The sequence below is a fragment of the Leucobacter coleopterorum genome (assembly GCF_011382985.1).
Taxonomy (GTDB): domain Bacteria; phylum Actinomycetota; class Actinomycetes; order Actinomycetales; family Microbacteriaceae; genus Leucobacter; species Leucobacter coleopterorum.
In genome coordinates, this window is record NZ_CP049933.1 from 2488378 (window position 1) to 2503303 (window position 14926).

Consider the following 14926-nt stretch of genomic DNA (forward strand, 5'->3'; position numbering starts at 1 on the left):
GCCCGCAATTCTACTCGGCGTAACCTGGGGCCGCTGGGAGGTCGAAGAACTCTTCTAGGGTAACGATGCCGGTGGCATGCATTTCGGCGGCGAGTTCTGGCCCCACGTAACGGAAGTGCCAGGGTTCTGGCATGAATCCGGTGACCGCTTCTTTGCCCTCGGGATAGCGCACAATGAAGCCGTATTCGGCAGCGTGTTCGGCGAGCCATTTGCCCGCCGCGGTCTCACCGAAGCAGCCCATCAGGTAACAAGAGCCGTGGTCATCAAGGTCAATGACCAACCCGGTCTGGTGTTCCGAGTGACCTGGCCTCGCTGAATAGGTGTCGGCGGCGGCCTGGCCGTCGCGCGCCACGTAGCTGTTGTAGAGCGCGACCTGCGTACCGTAGTCACGGTACGCGCTGATGATCCGCACCGGCATCCCGGCATCCGCTGCAGCAGCCGTCATTGCTTCGGCAGCACGCGCGGCGGGTTCCCGAAGCGGCTGGTTGAACTCGTTCTCGACCCCCTCCGGCATCGACAGGTCGCTGGGCGCAAAATCGATGGGATTCAGCGGCCGCAATTTGTTGCTGACCACCCAGATCGACATCGGATCATCTACGGAGTGCGCAGCCTTGTCGAAGGCTGGTTCGACCGGCTTCGTTGGCTCCGCAGTGCGAGTTGGCTCAGGATCCGGCGCGTGCGTTGTGGGTTTCCCAGGCTTGGCGGGTTCAGCCGCGCACCCGGCAAACCCCGCACTGACTCCAACTATGATCGCCACGGCGAGTGAGACCCGCATCACCGAAAGCCGCCTTAAATAAGCCACGTCCCCGATGTTACTCGGCCCCTTCGTGCTTCGCCGACTGCCAGTTCCCTCCCACGAACGCTAGTCTCAGCATGTCAGCCGGTGCTCACACACCCACCGGTTCAATCAGCTCGTTTCTATCCGGCTGAGTTCTCAGCACCGGCTGATGCGTTGGCACTCACACCACGCCAGCTATCCTGGTCAACATGGTGGATCAGGATCAGCCCGGCGCACACAACACTCCCGCGGAGGGCGCGCCGGATCCTCACCCCCAAACGAAACCCTCCAAAATGTCGCACCGCACCAAGATCCTCATCGGCGCGGGCGCAGCGCTTGTGCTAATCCTGGCCGCAGGAGGCACCGCTTTCGCCCTGCTCAACCCGTCGGCCCCGAGCCAGCCAAAACCGCCGCACCAAAAACTCCAAAACCGACCGCGACCCCGACCCCGACACCCACCACATCCGCAGCCCCCAAATCCGTCAAGGTCATCGCGATGGGTGACATGCTGCCCCACGACTCGGTGAATGCCAACGCGCTACAACCAGACGGCAGCTACAACTACGCCCCGTTTTTCGACGGCATCAAATCTGAGCTCGACGCGGCAGATCTCACCTTCTGCAACCTCGAGGTGCCAACAGCGGGCGTCGATTTTGGCATCAGCGGCTACCCCACGTTCAACGCACCAACAGAGTTCTCCCGCGATCTGCACGGCGCCGCGGGCTGCGACCTGGTCAACACGGCCACAAACCACACCGCCGACAAAGGCACGGCAGGCATCGCGGCCACCAGAAATACCTGGGACACCCTGACGCCCTCCTACGTGTCTGGCTCAAACCGCAGCGCGGAGGAGCAGCAAATTGTCCCGGTCGTTGAAAAAGACGGCATCAGGATCGCGCTCGTTTCGTTCGCCGAGTACTCGAACGCGCCGATCGACGGTATCTCGCTCAACCTTATGAGTAACGACGCACTGGTAGAGCAGCTCATAGCGAAGGCCCGCGAATCAGCCGACGTGGTCGTTGTGTCCGCGCACTGGGGTACCGAGGATTCGCACGAGGTCAACGCCCAGCAGCGCGACTTTGCGCAGAAGGTCGCCAATCTTGGCGCCGACGTGATCATCGGCACCGGACCGCACGTGCTGCAGCCAACAAGCTGGTTGAACCGCGCAGACGGCGGCAAAACACTTGTCTGGTACTCGATTGGCAACATGCTGAACACACAGCTCACACTCGATCAGCGCACCGGGGTGATCGCTGGGTTTGAGCTCACCAAAGATGGTGACACTGTTCAGGTGACGAACCCAACCGCCGTGCTCACCTACATGCACTACGACTGGACGCCAGCCCAAGAGGCGGCAAACGATCTGCTCGCGCGCCACAATCTGAGCCTCACACCGCTGGCTGCGGCCGACGACTTACTCGCCCGCACGACCTTCGGGTTTCAGTGGCTCAGCAGGTCGAAGCATCGTCCACGATCCTCGGCCCTGATGTCACCGTGCTGCCCCAATAGCCGCATTGGAGAAAGCAGCCGAATCTACCCGAAGAACGACACCGGCTTCACCAAGTCTGCATACACAAGCAGCAGCGTCATAAATCCTCCGACCACAACCACCGCGAAGGTGATCGGCACCATCTTGGCTGTGTCGATGGGACCAGGGTCGGGCTTGCGGCGCAACCGCGCGATGCCGCGCTTGAGCCCCTCGTAGAGCGCACCAGCGATGTGACCACCGTCGAGCGGCATCAGTGGAATCAGGTTGAACACAAACAGTGCAACGTTCAGCGATCCCAGCAGACTAAACATGACCTGCGCGCGTGCGGCAACAGGCGCATCATCAACGCTCACAATCTCGCCAGCAAGTCGCCCAACACCCACCACACTCATGGGCCCGTTAGGATCACGCGCCTCACTGCCAAATGCCGCGTTCCAAATGTCGACCATGCGCTCAGGCAGGTGCAGCACCATGCCCGCGACTCGAGAAACGTTGTCACCAACAAATGGCGGTACGTCGGCGACGGACTGCGGCACCATCTCAGAGGCAGGAGTCGCCCCAATCATGCCAACGGTTTCGTAGACGGGTTTGCCGGTGGCGTCGACCTTGGCTTGACCGCCGGCATCAGTGGCCTGACGCTCGTTCGCGACAGGAGTGAGTTCAAGCTCCATCTGAAAGGCTTCGCCCTGGTCGTTCTTGCGCTCGATCTTCACCGCGAGGTGTTTGCCAGGCGACTCACTCACAAGCGTGCGGAACGCGTCCCAGTTCTCTACAGGTGCACCATCCACCGAAATCAGTTTGTCCCCGGGCAGCAGACCGGCCTCGGCCGCGGGTGCTGCGGGATCACCGCTGTCACACTTGGTGGCACTGCTCGATGCGGGCACGAGGCACTCGTTAATTGAGCCGAGCGTGGTGCTGTTTTGAGGCACCCCAAAGCCAACGAGCACGATGCCGAAGAACACAAACGCAAGGATCAGGTTCATGACCGGTCCACCGAGCATCACAACAATCTTCTTCCACACCGGAAGCCGATAGAACGTGCGGTGATCCTCGCCCTCCGCAATGGTCTCCGCGCTTGCCTCGCGCGCGTCGTCGACCATGCCAGCGAGTCCGTGACGCAGTTCGGTCGGCTCGACGTCACCGATGCGCTCGAGTTCAGACACGATGTCGGCGTGCTCGACCGACCCGCGAGTACGGGGTGACCCTTCCTGCACTACGGAGTTTAAGAACCCCGTAGTCGAGGCGCGCGCGGCCTCTCCGGGCTTTTTGGGCGGGTACATGCCGGTCATGGCAACGTAACCGCCGAGCGGGATCAGCTTGACCCCGTACTCGGTTTCGCCCTTGCGCTTAGACCACAGGGTCTTGCCAAAACCAACCATGTACTGCGTGACCTTCACTCCGAAGAGTTTGGCCGGCACTAGGTGTCCGATCTCGTGCAGGGCGATCGAAACGGCGAGTCCGATCACAATGATCAGGATCCCGAACACATAGAGCAGCACTTCAATCACTGTTTAAGATTAGCCCCTGCTGCTGTGTGGTTGCAGTGGTCTAGCGTGTTCGTGCTGCAATCACTTTCTGAGCCGCTTCGCGGGCCCAGCGTTCGGCTTCAAGCAGGCTCTCAAGGGTGAGCGATTCGGGAGCGGTGTGCAACTCCAGCACGTCTTGCACGGTGTCAACGATGTCGAGAAAACCGATGCGTCCCTCATGAAAAGCATCGACGGCTTCCTCGTTCGCGGCGTTGTACACCGCGGGGTAAGTCTTCCGAGCACGCCCGACGGTCTTTGCCAGTTCCACCGCTGGAAACGCATCAGAGTCTAACGGCGTAAATTGCCAGGTGGCCGCAGTCATCCAGTCGAGCGGTTCAACGGCCCCAGCGATTCGCTCAGGCCAGCTCAGCCCGAGGGCAATGGGAAGTCGCATGTCGGGGCGGGAAGCCTGCAGGATCGTGGATCCGTCAATAAATTCAACCATCGAGTGCACGATGGACTGCGGGTGGACCACCACGTCGATGCTCGAGTACGACACTCCGAATAGCAAGTGCGCTTCGATCACCTCCAGCCCCTTATTGATGAGGGTCGCCGAGTTCGTTGTGACCACCCGTCCCATGTTCCAGGTGGGGTGATTCAGCGCCTCAGCGGGGGTCACTTCTCGCAGCGAGTCTCGGGATCGCCCACGAAACGGCCCGCCCGATGCAGTTAGCACAAGCCTACGTACCTCGTCGTTCTGGCCGGACCGCAGCGCCTGCGCGATCGCTGAGTGCTCGGAGTCAACCGCCACAATCTGTCCGGGAGCAGCGAGACCGGTGACGAGCTCACCGCCAACGATCAGCGATTCTTTGTTTGCAAGGGCCAGGGTTCGCCCAGCTTTGAGCGCGGCGATTGTGGGTCCGAGACCAATCGACCCGGTGATGCCGTTCAGCACAACATCGGCGGGCACATCGCGGATCAGAGCCTCGGCCTCAACAGCTCCAAGTGCCGTGTGCTCAACATTAAACTCTTCGGCTTGCTGCCGTACCCGGTCAGCTTGGCTTCCGGCGACGAGCCCCACAACTTGAAACTTCGAAGGGTTCTTGCGAATCACATTGAGAGCCTGCTCGCCAATCGAACCGGTGGACCCCAGAATCACAACACGCTTCATGATTCCATTCTGTCAGGCTTCTGCGCGGCAGCAGCATCAAAAAGTGCCCGGGAGTTTTCACTCCCGGGCACTCAATCAACCAGCTGTATTACTTCGCTTCGGAGACAAGCTCCAGAACGAAGGTGCGGGTCATGCCGTCCTTGTACCCCTGCTCAGGCGGCACAGTCACCTGAACGATAGAACCGATCTTCTGCCCGACCATCGCAGCGGTGAAGCCCTCAATGAGCGCTCCCTTGGTGGTGTCAAACTCGATTCCGGTTGCGGTCCAGTTGCCGTCAAAGCGCACTGCACCGTTCCAATCGACACCAACGTAGTTGGTCATGACTTTGTCACCCTCTTTGATCTTGGCACCCTTGCCCTCTTTCAAAACCTTGATCTCAAGATCTTTCGGAGGCTCGATGCACTTAGGAATCTTGATCGTGGGCTCGGACTTGCCGTCGCCCAGATCGACCTCGGGGTACTTCTTGTCGCGCGGCTTCAGCTCATCGCAGGTCTCGGCAGTCTTCTCCGTGCTCTCAGCCTTAGCGATCTTGCCAAACTTCATGACCATGACGAGAGAGTCTGTGTTCTTAACGCCTTCAAGGCCAGCGTTTGCGGGATCCTGGCCACCAGTTACCTCCTTGACCGGAGTCACAAAAGAGATTTCCTGCCCGGGAATAGCGCACCGGAACGCATCGTAGGCCCACTCACTCAGACCATCTTTCGCGACCGGAACTGCGCTCTCGGGGGCCTGCTGAATAACCTTGCCGTCAACACCACTGAAGATGGTCATAGCAACATTGATCGAGTCGGTCGCCTTCGGCAGATCACCTTTGCCCTCTTCCATGACGGTGCGCTGGCTCTCTTTGGCCTTCACCGGCGTCTTAGAGGTGAGCTTCAGGTCTTGGCCGACCTTGCCCGAAACCTTGACAGAGTTGCTGGCTTCACCGCTCGGCAGACATTCCTTGCCGTTAGCGTCTTTGGTGGTGCCGCCTCCAGCCGCGCAGCCGCTCATAAGCAGAGCTGCGACAAGTGCGACGGGGATCAGTGTGCGCGTGCGCTTCACGGGAGTCCTAACGTAGATAGCGTGCGCAAAACGCGCAGGTCGTCTCTAAGTGTCTCGCATTTGCTTATCTTTTGCCTGAGGACAGGCTGGATGCGTGCTGAACTCCGTGGCCCGCGCAGCAGGAGGCTACTTGTGGGACGAAACGCTGGCCCGAAGAATTGACCTCGCGGCCATCACCGCTAGCACCAACACGAGCACCATCGTCGCGGCGTCGCACACAATATAGATGTAGTGCCACGGAGACTGACCCGGCGCGGCTCCGGCGAGCACCTCGTCAGTACGAGTGTTCAGGGGCGGGCGCACAAACGCAACCTTGGCCGCGAACACACACACTACGCCGAACCAGACGAGCAGTCGCGACCCCGCGATACGGGCACTCTCGGGCCAGAACGAGAGCAGGGTGAGCGCCAGCAGGATAACTCCCTCCACGATGTTGAGGGTCGCAAACACGAGGCGGCCGATCCCGAGCCCCAGCGGAATCGTGATGCCGGGTGCTTGAAATTTCAGCGGGGCTTCGATGAACGAGATGGCCGCGATCATGCCGAACCAAAGCACCGGCAGGGCAATGCGCCAGAGCTCAACCTTGATCAGTGTCCGTGTCAGTTCTGCGTTGGGGGTTGTCGCTGAACGGTTCACGCCAGTACTCCTTGCTTCAACAGTATTTTATGCCGGCTCAGGCGCCACGAGCAGCGAGGGCAGCAGCGTACAACTCACGTGACGACAGTCCCGTCGCCTCAGAGACCGCTCGTGCGGCGTCTTTGAGTCGCTGACCCGCAGCGACGAGCCGCTGCACTTCTGTGAGTGCGTCATCGGGAGAGACCACGGTCTCGGGCGCGCCGCCAACCACAAGCACGATCTCGCCGCGCACTCCCTCACTCGCCCAAGCAGCGAGCTCACCGAGCGAGCCGCGCCGAACCTCTTCGTGCATTTTGGTGAGCTCACGACAGACCGCGGCAGGCCGATCCTCACCGAATGCGGTTGCGAGGTCGCTCAAGCTCGCAGCAAGCCTGACAGGGGCTTCAAAGAAGACAAGAGTGCGCCGCTCTGCGGCGAGGTCGCGTAGGGCCCGGGAACGCTCTCCAGTTTTGCGAGGCAAGAACCCCTCGAAAGTAAAGCGATCCGTCGGCAGTCCGGCCACCGCGAGAGCGGTCACCACGGCGCTAGGCCCGGGAATCACGGTGACCTCAACTCCGCGCTCTGCGGCCAGCTGTACCACACGAAATCCGGGATCCGACACGGTCGGCATGCCCGCGTCGCTCACAAGCACGATATCTTCGTTTGCCGCGCGATCCACGAGGGTCGCCGCACGCTCGTGTTCGTTGTGATCGTGCAGGGCGATGAGTTCGGGGCGGTTCTCGATGCCGAGCAGCCGCATCAGTTGAATCGTGTGGCGGGTGTCTTCGGCCGCTATGACAGTGGCCTCGGCCAGCGTTTCACGGAGGCGAAATGAGGCGTCCCCCAAGTTTCCGATTGGGGTCGCTGCGAGCAGAAGCATACTCCAATGGTACGCGCAGCCGGGAGTTGCCAGGTGCCAGTGTGGTCACCCTGACACAATGTCTTGTTATGAGCACCCCCGAGATGCCCACAGTGTCCACCCCTCCGCCGCACCCGTACGCCACGGTGCCGAACAACAGCAACGGTCGTGGTTTCGCGATCGCGGCGATGGCCGCCGGGCTGCTTTCACTGCTGACCACAGTGGTGGGGGTGTTTTATGGCGCCATGTTTGTATTCGTAGGGATCGGACTCGCAATCATTGCGATCGGGCTCGGGATCACGGCGCTCATTCTCAAGCAGCGCCCTATCGCACCAAGCATCGTTGGTCTCGGCTCCGGTGTCCTATCGCTTTTGTCGGCGGTTGTTGTCGGAACTCTTGTTATGGGAGGAACCATCGCGGCCCCCGTCAACCAGGAGGCAGGCAGCTCAAACAACTCAACACCATCTCAGGGAATCGAGGCGAAGTGGCCATCTAACATGGCAAGCGGTGGTGTTCTGTTTCTCGGCGGCTCAGCCGGTGGAGGCGAAGTGGCGACCTCTGCGGCACCTGCAAACGGCGCTGCTCCCGACACCAGCCTGACCGGAGGAAGCGCTGCTCCGAAGAACCAGATCCAGCTCTATGTCGACTACATGTGCCCGGCGTGTGGGGCGTTCGAAGCGACCAACCTCGACACCATCGAATCGGCACTCGCAGGCGGCGATACAAGCCTTGAGCTGCGCCCGCTAACGTTCCTTGACGGCGCTTCGCAGGGCAGCTACTACTCCTCGCGAGCTTCGGCTGCCCTTGCCTGCGTTGTAGATTCGCAGCCGGAACTCGCTTGGAAGACACACACCGCCCTGCTCGATCCCAACAATCAGCCAGAAGAGGGCACCACCGGCCCCGATAACAAACAGCTCATTTCAATGCTAAACAAGGCAACAGGTGGTCTCAGCGACACGACGCAGTCCTGCATCACCGAAGAGACCTACGTGCCGTTCGCGCAGGGACTGAGCGCATGGCTTCTCAACAGCCCTGTCCCAAACGCGAAGGACCCCAGGCTCATGGTCTCCAGCACACCGACTGCCGTCGTGAACGGGACCCCCTACTCTGGCAGCATCACAGATGCTGCGGCCTTCAAGAAGTTCTTGACGGATCAGGGCGTCACGCTGAAGTAGGCACGCTGCTAGGCTTGGTCGGCTATGCCCCGTAACCATTCCAGCGCTCCCGGCGATCCCGCCCCCGTCACCCTTCTCGCGCAGACGGGCCTCGGTTACTTTCCGCTCGCGTTCGTGTCGCGGTTGCCGTTCGCGATGATGGTCATCGGTGTCCTAACACTGGTGGTATCGGTACGCGGATCCGTTGAGCTAGCTGGGCTTAGCTCGGCACTCGTGGGGATCGGCGCCGCGCTCATCGGCCCCCTCATTGGGGCGGCTGCAGATCGCTTTGGGCAGCGACCGACACTGCTACTCGCAGCGGTTGTGAACAGTGCGGCCCTCGGCCTGCTCGCCTGGGTGACTTACAGCGACTCACCCGACTGGGTCATGATGGCGGTGGCGTTTGTTACCGGCGCCTCTGGCCCACAGACGTCGCCCATGTCGCGGTCCCGTTTAGTCTCAATCATTCAGACAGCGTTACCGTCTGAGCGACGCCCGCGCACCATCTCGACCGTGCTCGCTTACGAATCCGCCGCTGACGAGATGGTCTTTGTCTTCGGCCCGGTCGTGGTTGGGTTGCTCGCAACCACTGTTGGGGCGTGGGCCCCGGTGACGGGTGCCGCGATCCTCACCCTCGTGTTTGTGGTGGCATTTGCGCTGCACCACACAAGCGCCCCCGCCCGTTCCAAGGCAGAACGCGCGGCCACGCTCGCGCCGGCGTCAGAGCTCGTGCGTCCCACGCTGCTCGTGGTGGTGCTTGGCATCTTTGCGGTTGGGCTGGTCTTCGGATCGACGTTCACCTCACTCACCGCGTTTATGCAGGAGCGGGGTTCAGCCGAGTCAGCGGGCCTGCTCTACGGTGTGATGGGGGTCGGGTCTGCGATCCTCGCTCTTTGCGTCGCACTATTTTCACCTAAGTTCACGCTGCGTCACCGCTGGTTGGGATTCGCGCTCTTTTTGTTGGCGGGCGAGGCTCTGCTCGCCACCGCAGACAGCATCGGCACGGTGCTCATGAGTCTGGCACTCACCGGGATCGGGATCGGCCCGCTGCTCGTAACACTTTACAGCTTCGGGGCTGCTCGCAGTCCAATCGGGCGGTCGGCAACGGTCATGACGATGCTCGGCTCAGGCATCATGCTCGGCCAGTCTCTCGCGGCGGCGATCACGGGGGCCGTCGCCGAGAACGTTGACGTTGCGACCGCCATGCTGTTGCCGCTGGGAGCCGCGGTTCTTGTGACGCTCACCGGGGCCGCAAACTGGCTACTTACGCCGTCGAGCCGCTACTCATCTTAGGTCTCGGCAGGTGCCACCCGCGCGCCACCGAGGTAAGGCGAAGCGTGATGGCGAGTGCTCCCCCGATCAGTGAGGCGAGTGTTGCGTCCCCTCCGAGTGCCAGCACGGCGACTGCTGTGCCCGCGCCTAGAAGAGCAGAGACCGCGTAGAGCTCCCTGGTCAGCACACCAGGCACCGTGTTGACCAACACATCGCGAATCACTCCGCCACCGATTGCCGTAATTACACCAACGAGAATCGAGGTGAGTGTGCTCTGTCCCGAAAGGTAAGCGACCGCGGCACCATTTGCCGAAAACAGTCCCAGCCCGAAGGCGTCGAACACCACCTCAAAGTGACGGATGCGCGTGACGCTCGGGTGCAGGTAAAAGACCACGAGCGACCCAACAATCGCGACCGTCAGGTTCTGCCAGTGCAAAAACGACAGCGGCGGGTGCACTCCAAGCAGCATGTCGCGCAGAATCCCGCCGCCCACACCCGTAGAGGCACCGACCACCACCACCCCGAGAATATCGAGTCGGCGCCGCACACCAACCAGCGCTCCCGAGATAGCGAAGGCCAGTATGCCGGCGAGTTGCAACACTTCATACACGATCGAGGCCATCACAGGGCTTGAGTGTAGCGGGTTGGGGTCGCTTCCAGCGCGCGGAATAGACACGATTCCCAGGCCGTTACACTTCCCGGTATCACCGCCAGGTGAAAGAATGGGAGTTATGCCTTCGCTCAGCCCCGCTGAGGTCGCCGAACTACGAGCGGCCTTTCCTTATTTCAATGCACCGCCCCGCGAAGATGGGCGAACCGTCGCTTATCTTGACGCTGCGGCGACATCGCAACGACCGGGTACGGTGCTTGATGCGGAGCGCGTGTTTCTTGAGACCGCGAACTCCGCCGTACATCGGGGCACAAGTGGAGCGGTCGGTGCGGCCACGGCCGCGTTTGAAGGCGCTCGCGCGGCCATTGCCGCTTTTGTTGGCGCTTCCACCCCCGAACAGATTGTGTGGGCAGAGAACGCGACAGATGCCCTCAACATCGTGGCTCTCGGAATCGGCGAGGCAAATGCCGGACTCGGTGTTGCCGGCAGTGAGCGGTACCAACTTGGAATGGGAGACGAGATTCTCGTCACTGAGGCCGAGCACCACGCAAACCTCATTCCCTGGCAGCGTCTTGCGATGAAGACCGGTGCCTCACTGCGCTACATTCCAGTGCGCGAGGACGGCACCTGGACGCTCGACGATGCACGGGAGGCACTCAACTCACGAACGCGTGTCTTCGCGTTTGCCCACGTCTCGAACGTGACCGGTTTTGTCGCGCCCGTTGCTGAACTCGCGGCCATCGCCCGTGAAGTGGGTGCCATCACAGTGCTTGATGCGTGCCAGTCCGTACCTCATATTCCCGTCGATTTTGAAGCACTCGGTGTCGACTTCGCGGCGTTCTCCGGCCACAAAATGCTGGGACCAAACGGGATCGGCGTGCTCTATGGGCGCCCAGAGGCTCTTGAAGCGCTGCCTCCATCGCGCACCGGCGGATCCGCAATCACCCGTGTCACGATGGAGGCTGCGGAGTTTATGCCTCCTCCGCTACGCTTTGAGCCGGGAACTCAACCGGTGTCGCAGGTTGTCGGCCTCGGGGCAGCCGTAGCGTTCTCTGAGGAGGTTGGAATGCGGCGCGCGGCCGCACGCGAGCACGAGTTGGTGACGCGGCTGGTTGAGGGGATCATCGCCACCCCTGGTTTGCGTTTACTTGGGCCGGTGGATCCCGCTGAGCGCGTGGCGCTCGCTGCCGTCTCCGTTGATGGTCTGCACGCCCACGATGTCGGGCAGTTCTTGGACGAACAAGGAGTGCTCGTGAGAGTCGGACACCACTGCGCTCAACCGCTACACCGCGCGCTCGGCATCACATCAAGCACACGAGCGAGTGTGCACCTGACCACCACCGAGGACGAGGTTGATCGTTTTCTCGACGCGCTCCGCGGCGCCCAGCGGTACTTTAGCGTGGAGGTGGCGGCATGAGCGCGCTCGATGGACTGTACCAAGAGGTTATTCTCGATCATTCGAAGCGCCCCATAGGCAAGGGGGCGCTTGCCGCGGGTTCCAATGAGCTGACTGCTTCGCATCACGAATTTAATCCAAGTTGTGGTGACGAGATTGATCTGTCGATTGCCGTCGACCCGGCTTCGGGACTCGTTACCGGTCTGGCCTGGGAGGGTCAGGGCTGTTCGATCTCCATGGCATCCGCGTCGATTCTCGCGCAGCTTGTGCGAGATGAGCAGCTCACACTCTCCGACGCACAGTTGCGGATCGATGCCTTTCGCGAGATGATCCAGGCCCGTGGTGAGGTCGAGCCCGATGAAGATCTGCTCGGCGATGCCGTTGCGCTGCAGGGCGTCTCGAAGTTTGTGATGCGAGTGAAGTGCGCCATGCTCGGGTGGGTCGCTCTTGAAGCCGACCTGAAGAAAGTGGCGGCGCAACAGGGGTAACGGTCTACTTCGCTCACAGCTAGCCATTTTTGGCTAAATTTGAGCATTTCGGTCTCGTCGCTGTGGACAACTCAGGTCGAGGACCTGTCGCGGCGCATGATCGATTCATGAACGATCCAACTTCCACCGCTGCCACTGTTACTCCCCGTATCTTGAAGTGTGAGAGCACGGCAGATTTTCTTGCCGCGCTTCCACAACTTGCTGGGTTCACCGCGACTAACAGCATTTTCATTGTGTTCTTCTCTGGGAAACGCTCGGGTAGTGCAGCTCGCATTGATCTTCCCACGAGCGAAGAAGCAGACGACATCCCTTCGCTGCTGGACTTCTTGAGTTCTGTGCTGCACAAAGCGGGAGCAGCGGGTAACCCCGATGCTGCCCCCGGCATCGCGATCACTTGCGAGCAGACGTTTGTAGACGCCGGGGGCACACCGTGGCGTAAGTTTGCTCGACGGCTAGAGCGACATCTTGAGCGAGACAGCATCCGTTTGCGTGAACTGTGCTGCCTCGCCCCAGACGGTTGGGCCAGCTATCGCGATCCCGTTGCACCTCGCGCGGGGCATTCACTCAACGCCATAGAAGAAAGCCCCATCACTTTGGAAGCGAGGGTGCGTGGTGTTTATCACCCCAGGCTTTCCGAACTCGGCACAATCCCCGAGGCTAGCCCCGCCCAGCTGGAGAAGGTCGCGGCTGCCCTCGAGGCACTCGCACCATTTCCCGCATATACGCAGGGAACCAGCACCCCGCCGCAGGTGACAGCGCACGATCCCACCACCATCGTTACATCGTTACCCGCCTGGTTCCATGACACCGCTGAGGTGACCCGTGCCCTCAGAGATGAGACCACTCCGCTCAGCACCAAGCTCAAAGCTCGACTCATTCGCACGGCCAATACCCCTGATCGTTGGCTACTGCTCACGCTTGGTATTCTCACCCGCCCAGAGTTTCCGTGTGAACTCGCGCAAGACATGTCTCCCGAGTCGTTCACCGGCATTGCCATCGATCTCGACGCAAAAGAAACCGTGGAACCTCAGGTTGGGTGGTCAATCCGACGCATGCTGAGCAGCATTTGCCCAGATTTCAGTGATCGAGAGCGACTCTCCATCATCCGCGATCGGCTACTCACGCTCATCTCAGAAACACCCCGGCAGGATCGACCAGGCCTTCTAGCGCTGAGCGCATGGGTGTGGTGGCTCACGGGCACGCAGACGGTTTCGCGCAGGCACATCGCAGAGGCGCTCTGTATCGACCCCAAACACGAACTCACTCTGATGGTGCAACGACTGAGCGAGTTGCCCCTCTACACGAGGTTTCTCGGGTCAGCCCATGCAGCCTAGGGAATGGGACCTTCACCGCCCAGGAGTTCTTGCCCCGCGAGCGGCAAGAACCTCCGCCCTCAAAACCTCTACGATCCTTTCGATCGCGTGGTTACTCAGAGGGCTCGGAAGCGTGAATCGGATTGCGGTCTGGGCAAGAGTCGGTTCCATGCCGAGCGCAAGCAGCACAGGCGAGGGCTCGTCCTTCCCAGCTGCACACGCAGAGCCAGAAGAAACTGCAAAACCCGCTACGTCGAGCGCAACGAGCATTGATTCTCCGCTCACACCAGGCACAACAAACGAGGCGTGGCCTGGCAACCGTTCCTCAGGATCTCCTGTCAGTCGGGCCCCAGGCACATCGGCGAGCACTCTGGCGAGCAACTCATGCCGGCTAGCAGCGAGGGCAAGGGATCGGGTACCGACATCTTTGTTTCCAGCTCTTACGGCGGCCGCAAAGCCGACTATGCCGACAACATTCTCGGTTCCCGAGCGAGCACCACCTTCTTGCCCGCCACCGTGCAGAATCGGCTCCAGCCGAAGGTGCCTCCTCACGAGCAGGGCGCCGACCCCTTGAGGCCCACCGAATTTGTGAGAAGCAACCGTCATGGCATCGACGGCGGGCCCCGGCCATGCGTTAGCAACCTGGCTAAAAGACATGGGCAGGGACGCGGCTGCTTGCACGGCATCCGTGTGTACTGGAACACCGAGGCCTTGAGCGTGCTCGGCAATCTCCTGAACAGCTTGGACCGTACCGATTTCCGCATTGGCGAGACCAATGGAGAGCAGAGACGTATCTGGGCGCAGAGCCGCAGCAACATCCCCGGGTCAACTCGCCCAACTGCGTCTACCGGCAGCAACGAAAGCTCGAAGCCAAACACCCGCTCCAGGTAGCGACAGCTCTCCAGCACGGAAGGATGCTCGATTGCTGTCGTGACGATGTGCCGTCCTCTTGGATTCGCAAGCGTAAGCCCGATCACAGCAAGGTTGTTTGCCTCTGTTCCGCCCGATGTGAAGATGACCTCATCTGCTCTTGCACCAAGGGCATGTGCGATTTCAGAACGAGCGCGGTCAACGATCTGGCGAGCACGGAAACCCGACGAGTGCACGCTTGAGGCATTGACGGCGTCATCAAACGCGTCCACCATGGCCGCGCGCGCTTCAGAACGCAGTGGCGCAGTCGCCGCAGTGTCAAGGTAGCCTGACTCGACCACATCTTGCTGACCTGCGCTCCCTGCAGAGTGCGCTAGTTGTCCTCTCATTGCGTGTGCCT

General features: G+C 61.1%; 12 protein-coding genes and 2 pseudogenes. 6 read left to right on the plus strand and 8 right to left on the minus strand.

Annotation, left to right across the window (positions count from 1 at the left end; genetic code table 11):
• Positions 1-10: 10 nt before the first annotated feature.
• Entirely contained in the window at positions 11-802 is a 792-nt protein-coding gene (locus G7066_RS11700; protein ID WP_244302960.1) for a M15 family metallopeptidase, read from the minus strand.
• Positions 803-1283: 481 nt separating this feature from the next.
• Between G7066_RS11700 and G7066_RS16430 the strand changes: the two are divergent.
• A pseudogene (locus G7066_RS16430) lies at positions 1284-1940 on the plus strand (CapA family protein); the annotation flags it as partial.
• A gap of 371 nt (positions 1941-2311) precedes the next feature.
• Here the strand turns inward: G7066_RS16430 and G7066_RS11710 are convergent.
• From G7066_RS11710 to rsmI, 5 genes are all read right to left on the minus strand, one after another.
• Positions 2312-3775: a M50 family metallopeptidase gene (locus tag G7066_RS11710; RefSeq protein WP_244302961.1), complete on the minus strand. Its 1464-nt coding sequence runs from the start codon at positions 3773-3775 to the stop codon at positions 2312-2314.
• 40 nt (positions 3776-3815) lie between these two features.
• Positions 3816-4904 (minus strand): 1-deoxy-D-xylulose-5-phosphate reductoisomerase, encoded by a 1089-nt coding sequence (gene dxr / locus G7066_RS11715; RefSeq protein WP_166331272.1) that lies wholly within the window; start codon positions 4902-4904, stop codon positions 3816-3818.
• Between the two features lie 88 nt (positions 4905-4992).
• A complete protein-coding gene (locus G7066_RS11720; protein WP_166331274.1) occupies positions 4993-5949 on the minus strand; it encodes an FKBP-type peptidyl-prolyl cis-trans isomerase in 957 nt (318 codons plus the stop codon).
• A 126-nt stretch (positions 5950-6075) separates the two neighbouring features.
• Positions 6076-6585 carry a hypothetical protein gene (locus G7066_RS11725; protein ID WP_244302962.1) on the minus strand — a complete coding sequence of 170 codons (510 nt, stop codon included), beginning with the start codon at positions 6583-6585 and terminating at the stop codon, positions 6076-6078.
• A 37-nt stretch (positions 6586-6622) separates the two neighbouring features.
• Positions 6623-7444 carry a 16S rRNA (cytidine(1402)-2'-O)-methyltransferase gene (gene rsmI, locus G7066_RS11730; protein ID WP_166331276.1) on the minus strand — a complete coding sequence of 274 codons (822 nt, stop codon included), beginning with the start codon at positions 7442-7444 and terminating at the stop codon, positions 6623-6625.
• Between the two features lie 68 nt (positions 7445-7512).
• On the opposite strand from rsmI, the gene G7066_RS11735 reads away from it, so the two are divergent.
• Together G7066_RS11735 and G7066_RS11740 are read left to right on the plus strand one after the other, a co-directional pair.
• Entirely contained in the window at positions 7513-8598 is a 1086-nt protein-coding gene (locus G7066_RS11735; RefSeq protein ID WP_166331278.1) for a DsbA family protein, read from the plus strand.
• Positions 8599-8622: 24 nt separating this feature from the next.
• The gene (locus G7066_RS11740; protein WP_166331280.1) at positions 8623-9870 is read left to right on the plus strand and encodes an MFS transporter; all 1248 of its coding nucleotides are present in this window, start codon (positions 8623-8625) and stop codon (positions 9868-9870) included.
• On the opposite strand, the gene G7066_RS11745 is transcribed toward G7066_RS11740, so the two are convergent.
• Positions 9842-10525 (minus strand): trimeric intracellular cation channel family protein, encoded by a 684-nt coding sequence (locus tag G7066_RS11745; protein ID WP_244302963.1) that lies wholly within the window; start codon positions 10523-10525, stop codon positions 9842-9844. The two genes, G7066_RS11740 and G7066_RS11745, sit on opposite strands and share 29 nt — an antisense overlap.
• 55 nt (positions 10526-10580) lie before the next feature.
• Here G7066_RS11745 and G7066_RS11750 point away from each other — a divergent pair, with 55 nt between their 5' ends.
• The 3 genes from G7066_RS11750 (at position 10581) to G7066_RS11760 (ending at position 13677) form a co-directional block, all read left to right on the plus strand.
• The gene (locus G7066_RS11750; protein ID WP_244302964.1) at positions 10581-11876 is read left to right on the plus strand and encodes an aminotransferase class V-fold PLP-dependent enzyme; all 1296 of its coding nucleotides are present in this window, start codon (positions 10581-10583) and stop codon (positions 11874-11876) included.
• Positions 11873-12343, plus strand: coding sequence for a Fe-S cluster assembly sulfur transfer protein SufU (gene sufU, locus G7066_RS11755; RefSeq protein WP_166331284.1), 471 nt, complete (start codon positions 11873-11875; stop codon positions 12341-12343). Before G7066_RS11750 ends, sufU begins: the two co-directional genes overlap by 4 nt.
• A 107-nt stretch (positions 12344-12450) precedes the next feature.
• A complete protein-coding gene (locus tag G7066_RS11760; protein WP_166331286.1) occupies positions 12451-13677 on the plus strand; it encodes a DUF4192 family protein in 1227 nt (408 codons plus the stop codon).
• 12 nt (positions 13678-13689) lie between these two features.
• On the opposite strand, the pseudogene G7066_RS17975 reads toward G7066_RS11760, so the two are convergent.
• Positions 13690-14915: pseudogene (locus G7066_RS17975) on the minus strand (cysteine desulfurase family protein).
• Positions 14916-14926: the final 11 nt, after the last annotated feature.

Excerpts from the sequence above, each read along its gene's own strand:
- dxr (WP_166331272.1), bottom strand. The coding sequence starts at position 4,904 with ATGAAGCGTGTTGTGATTCTGGGGTCCACCGGTTCGATTGGCGAGCAG.
- rsmI (WP_166331276.1), bottom strand. The coding sequence starts at position 7,444 with ATGCTTCTGCTCGCAGCGACCCCAATCGGAAACTTGGGGGACGCCTCA.
- G7066_RS11735 (WP_166331278.1), top strand. The coding sequence starts at position 7,513 with ATGAGCACCCCCGAGATGCCCACAGTGTCCACCCCTCCGCCGCACCCG.
- G7066_RS11740 (WP_166331280.1), top strand. The coding sequence starts at position 8,623 with ATGCCCCGTAACCATTCCAGCGCTCCCGGCGATCCCGCCCCCGTCACC.
- G7066_RS11750 (WP_244302964.1), top strand. The coding sequence starts at position 10,581 with ATGCCTTCGCTCAGCCCCGCTGAGGTCGCCGAACTACGAGCGGCCTTT.
- sufU (WP_166331284.1), top strand. The coding sequence starts at position 11,873 with ATGAGCGCGCTCGATGGACTGTACCAAGAGGTTATTCTCGATCATTCG.
- G7066_RS11760 (WP_166331286.1), top strand. The coding sequence starts at position 12,451 with ATGAACGATCCAACTTCCACCGCTGCCACTGTTACTCCCCGTATCTTG.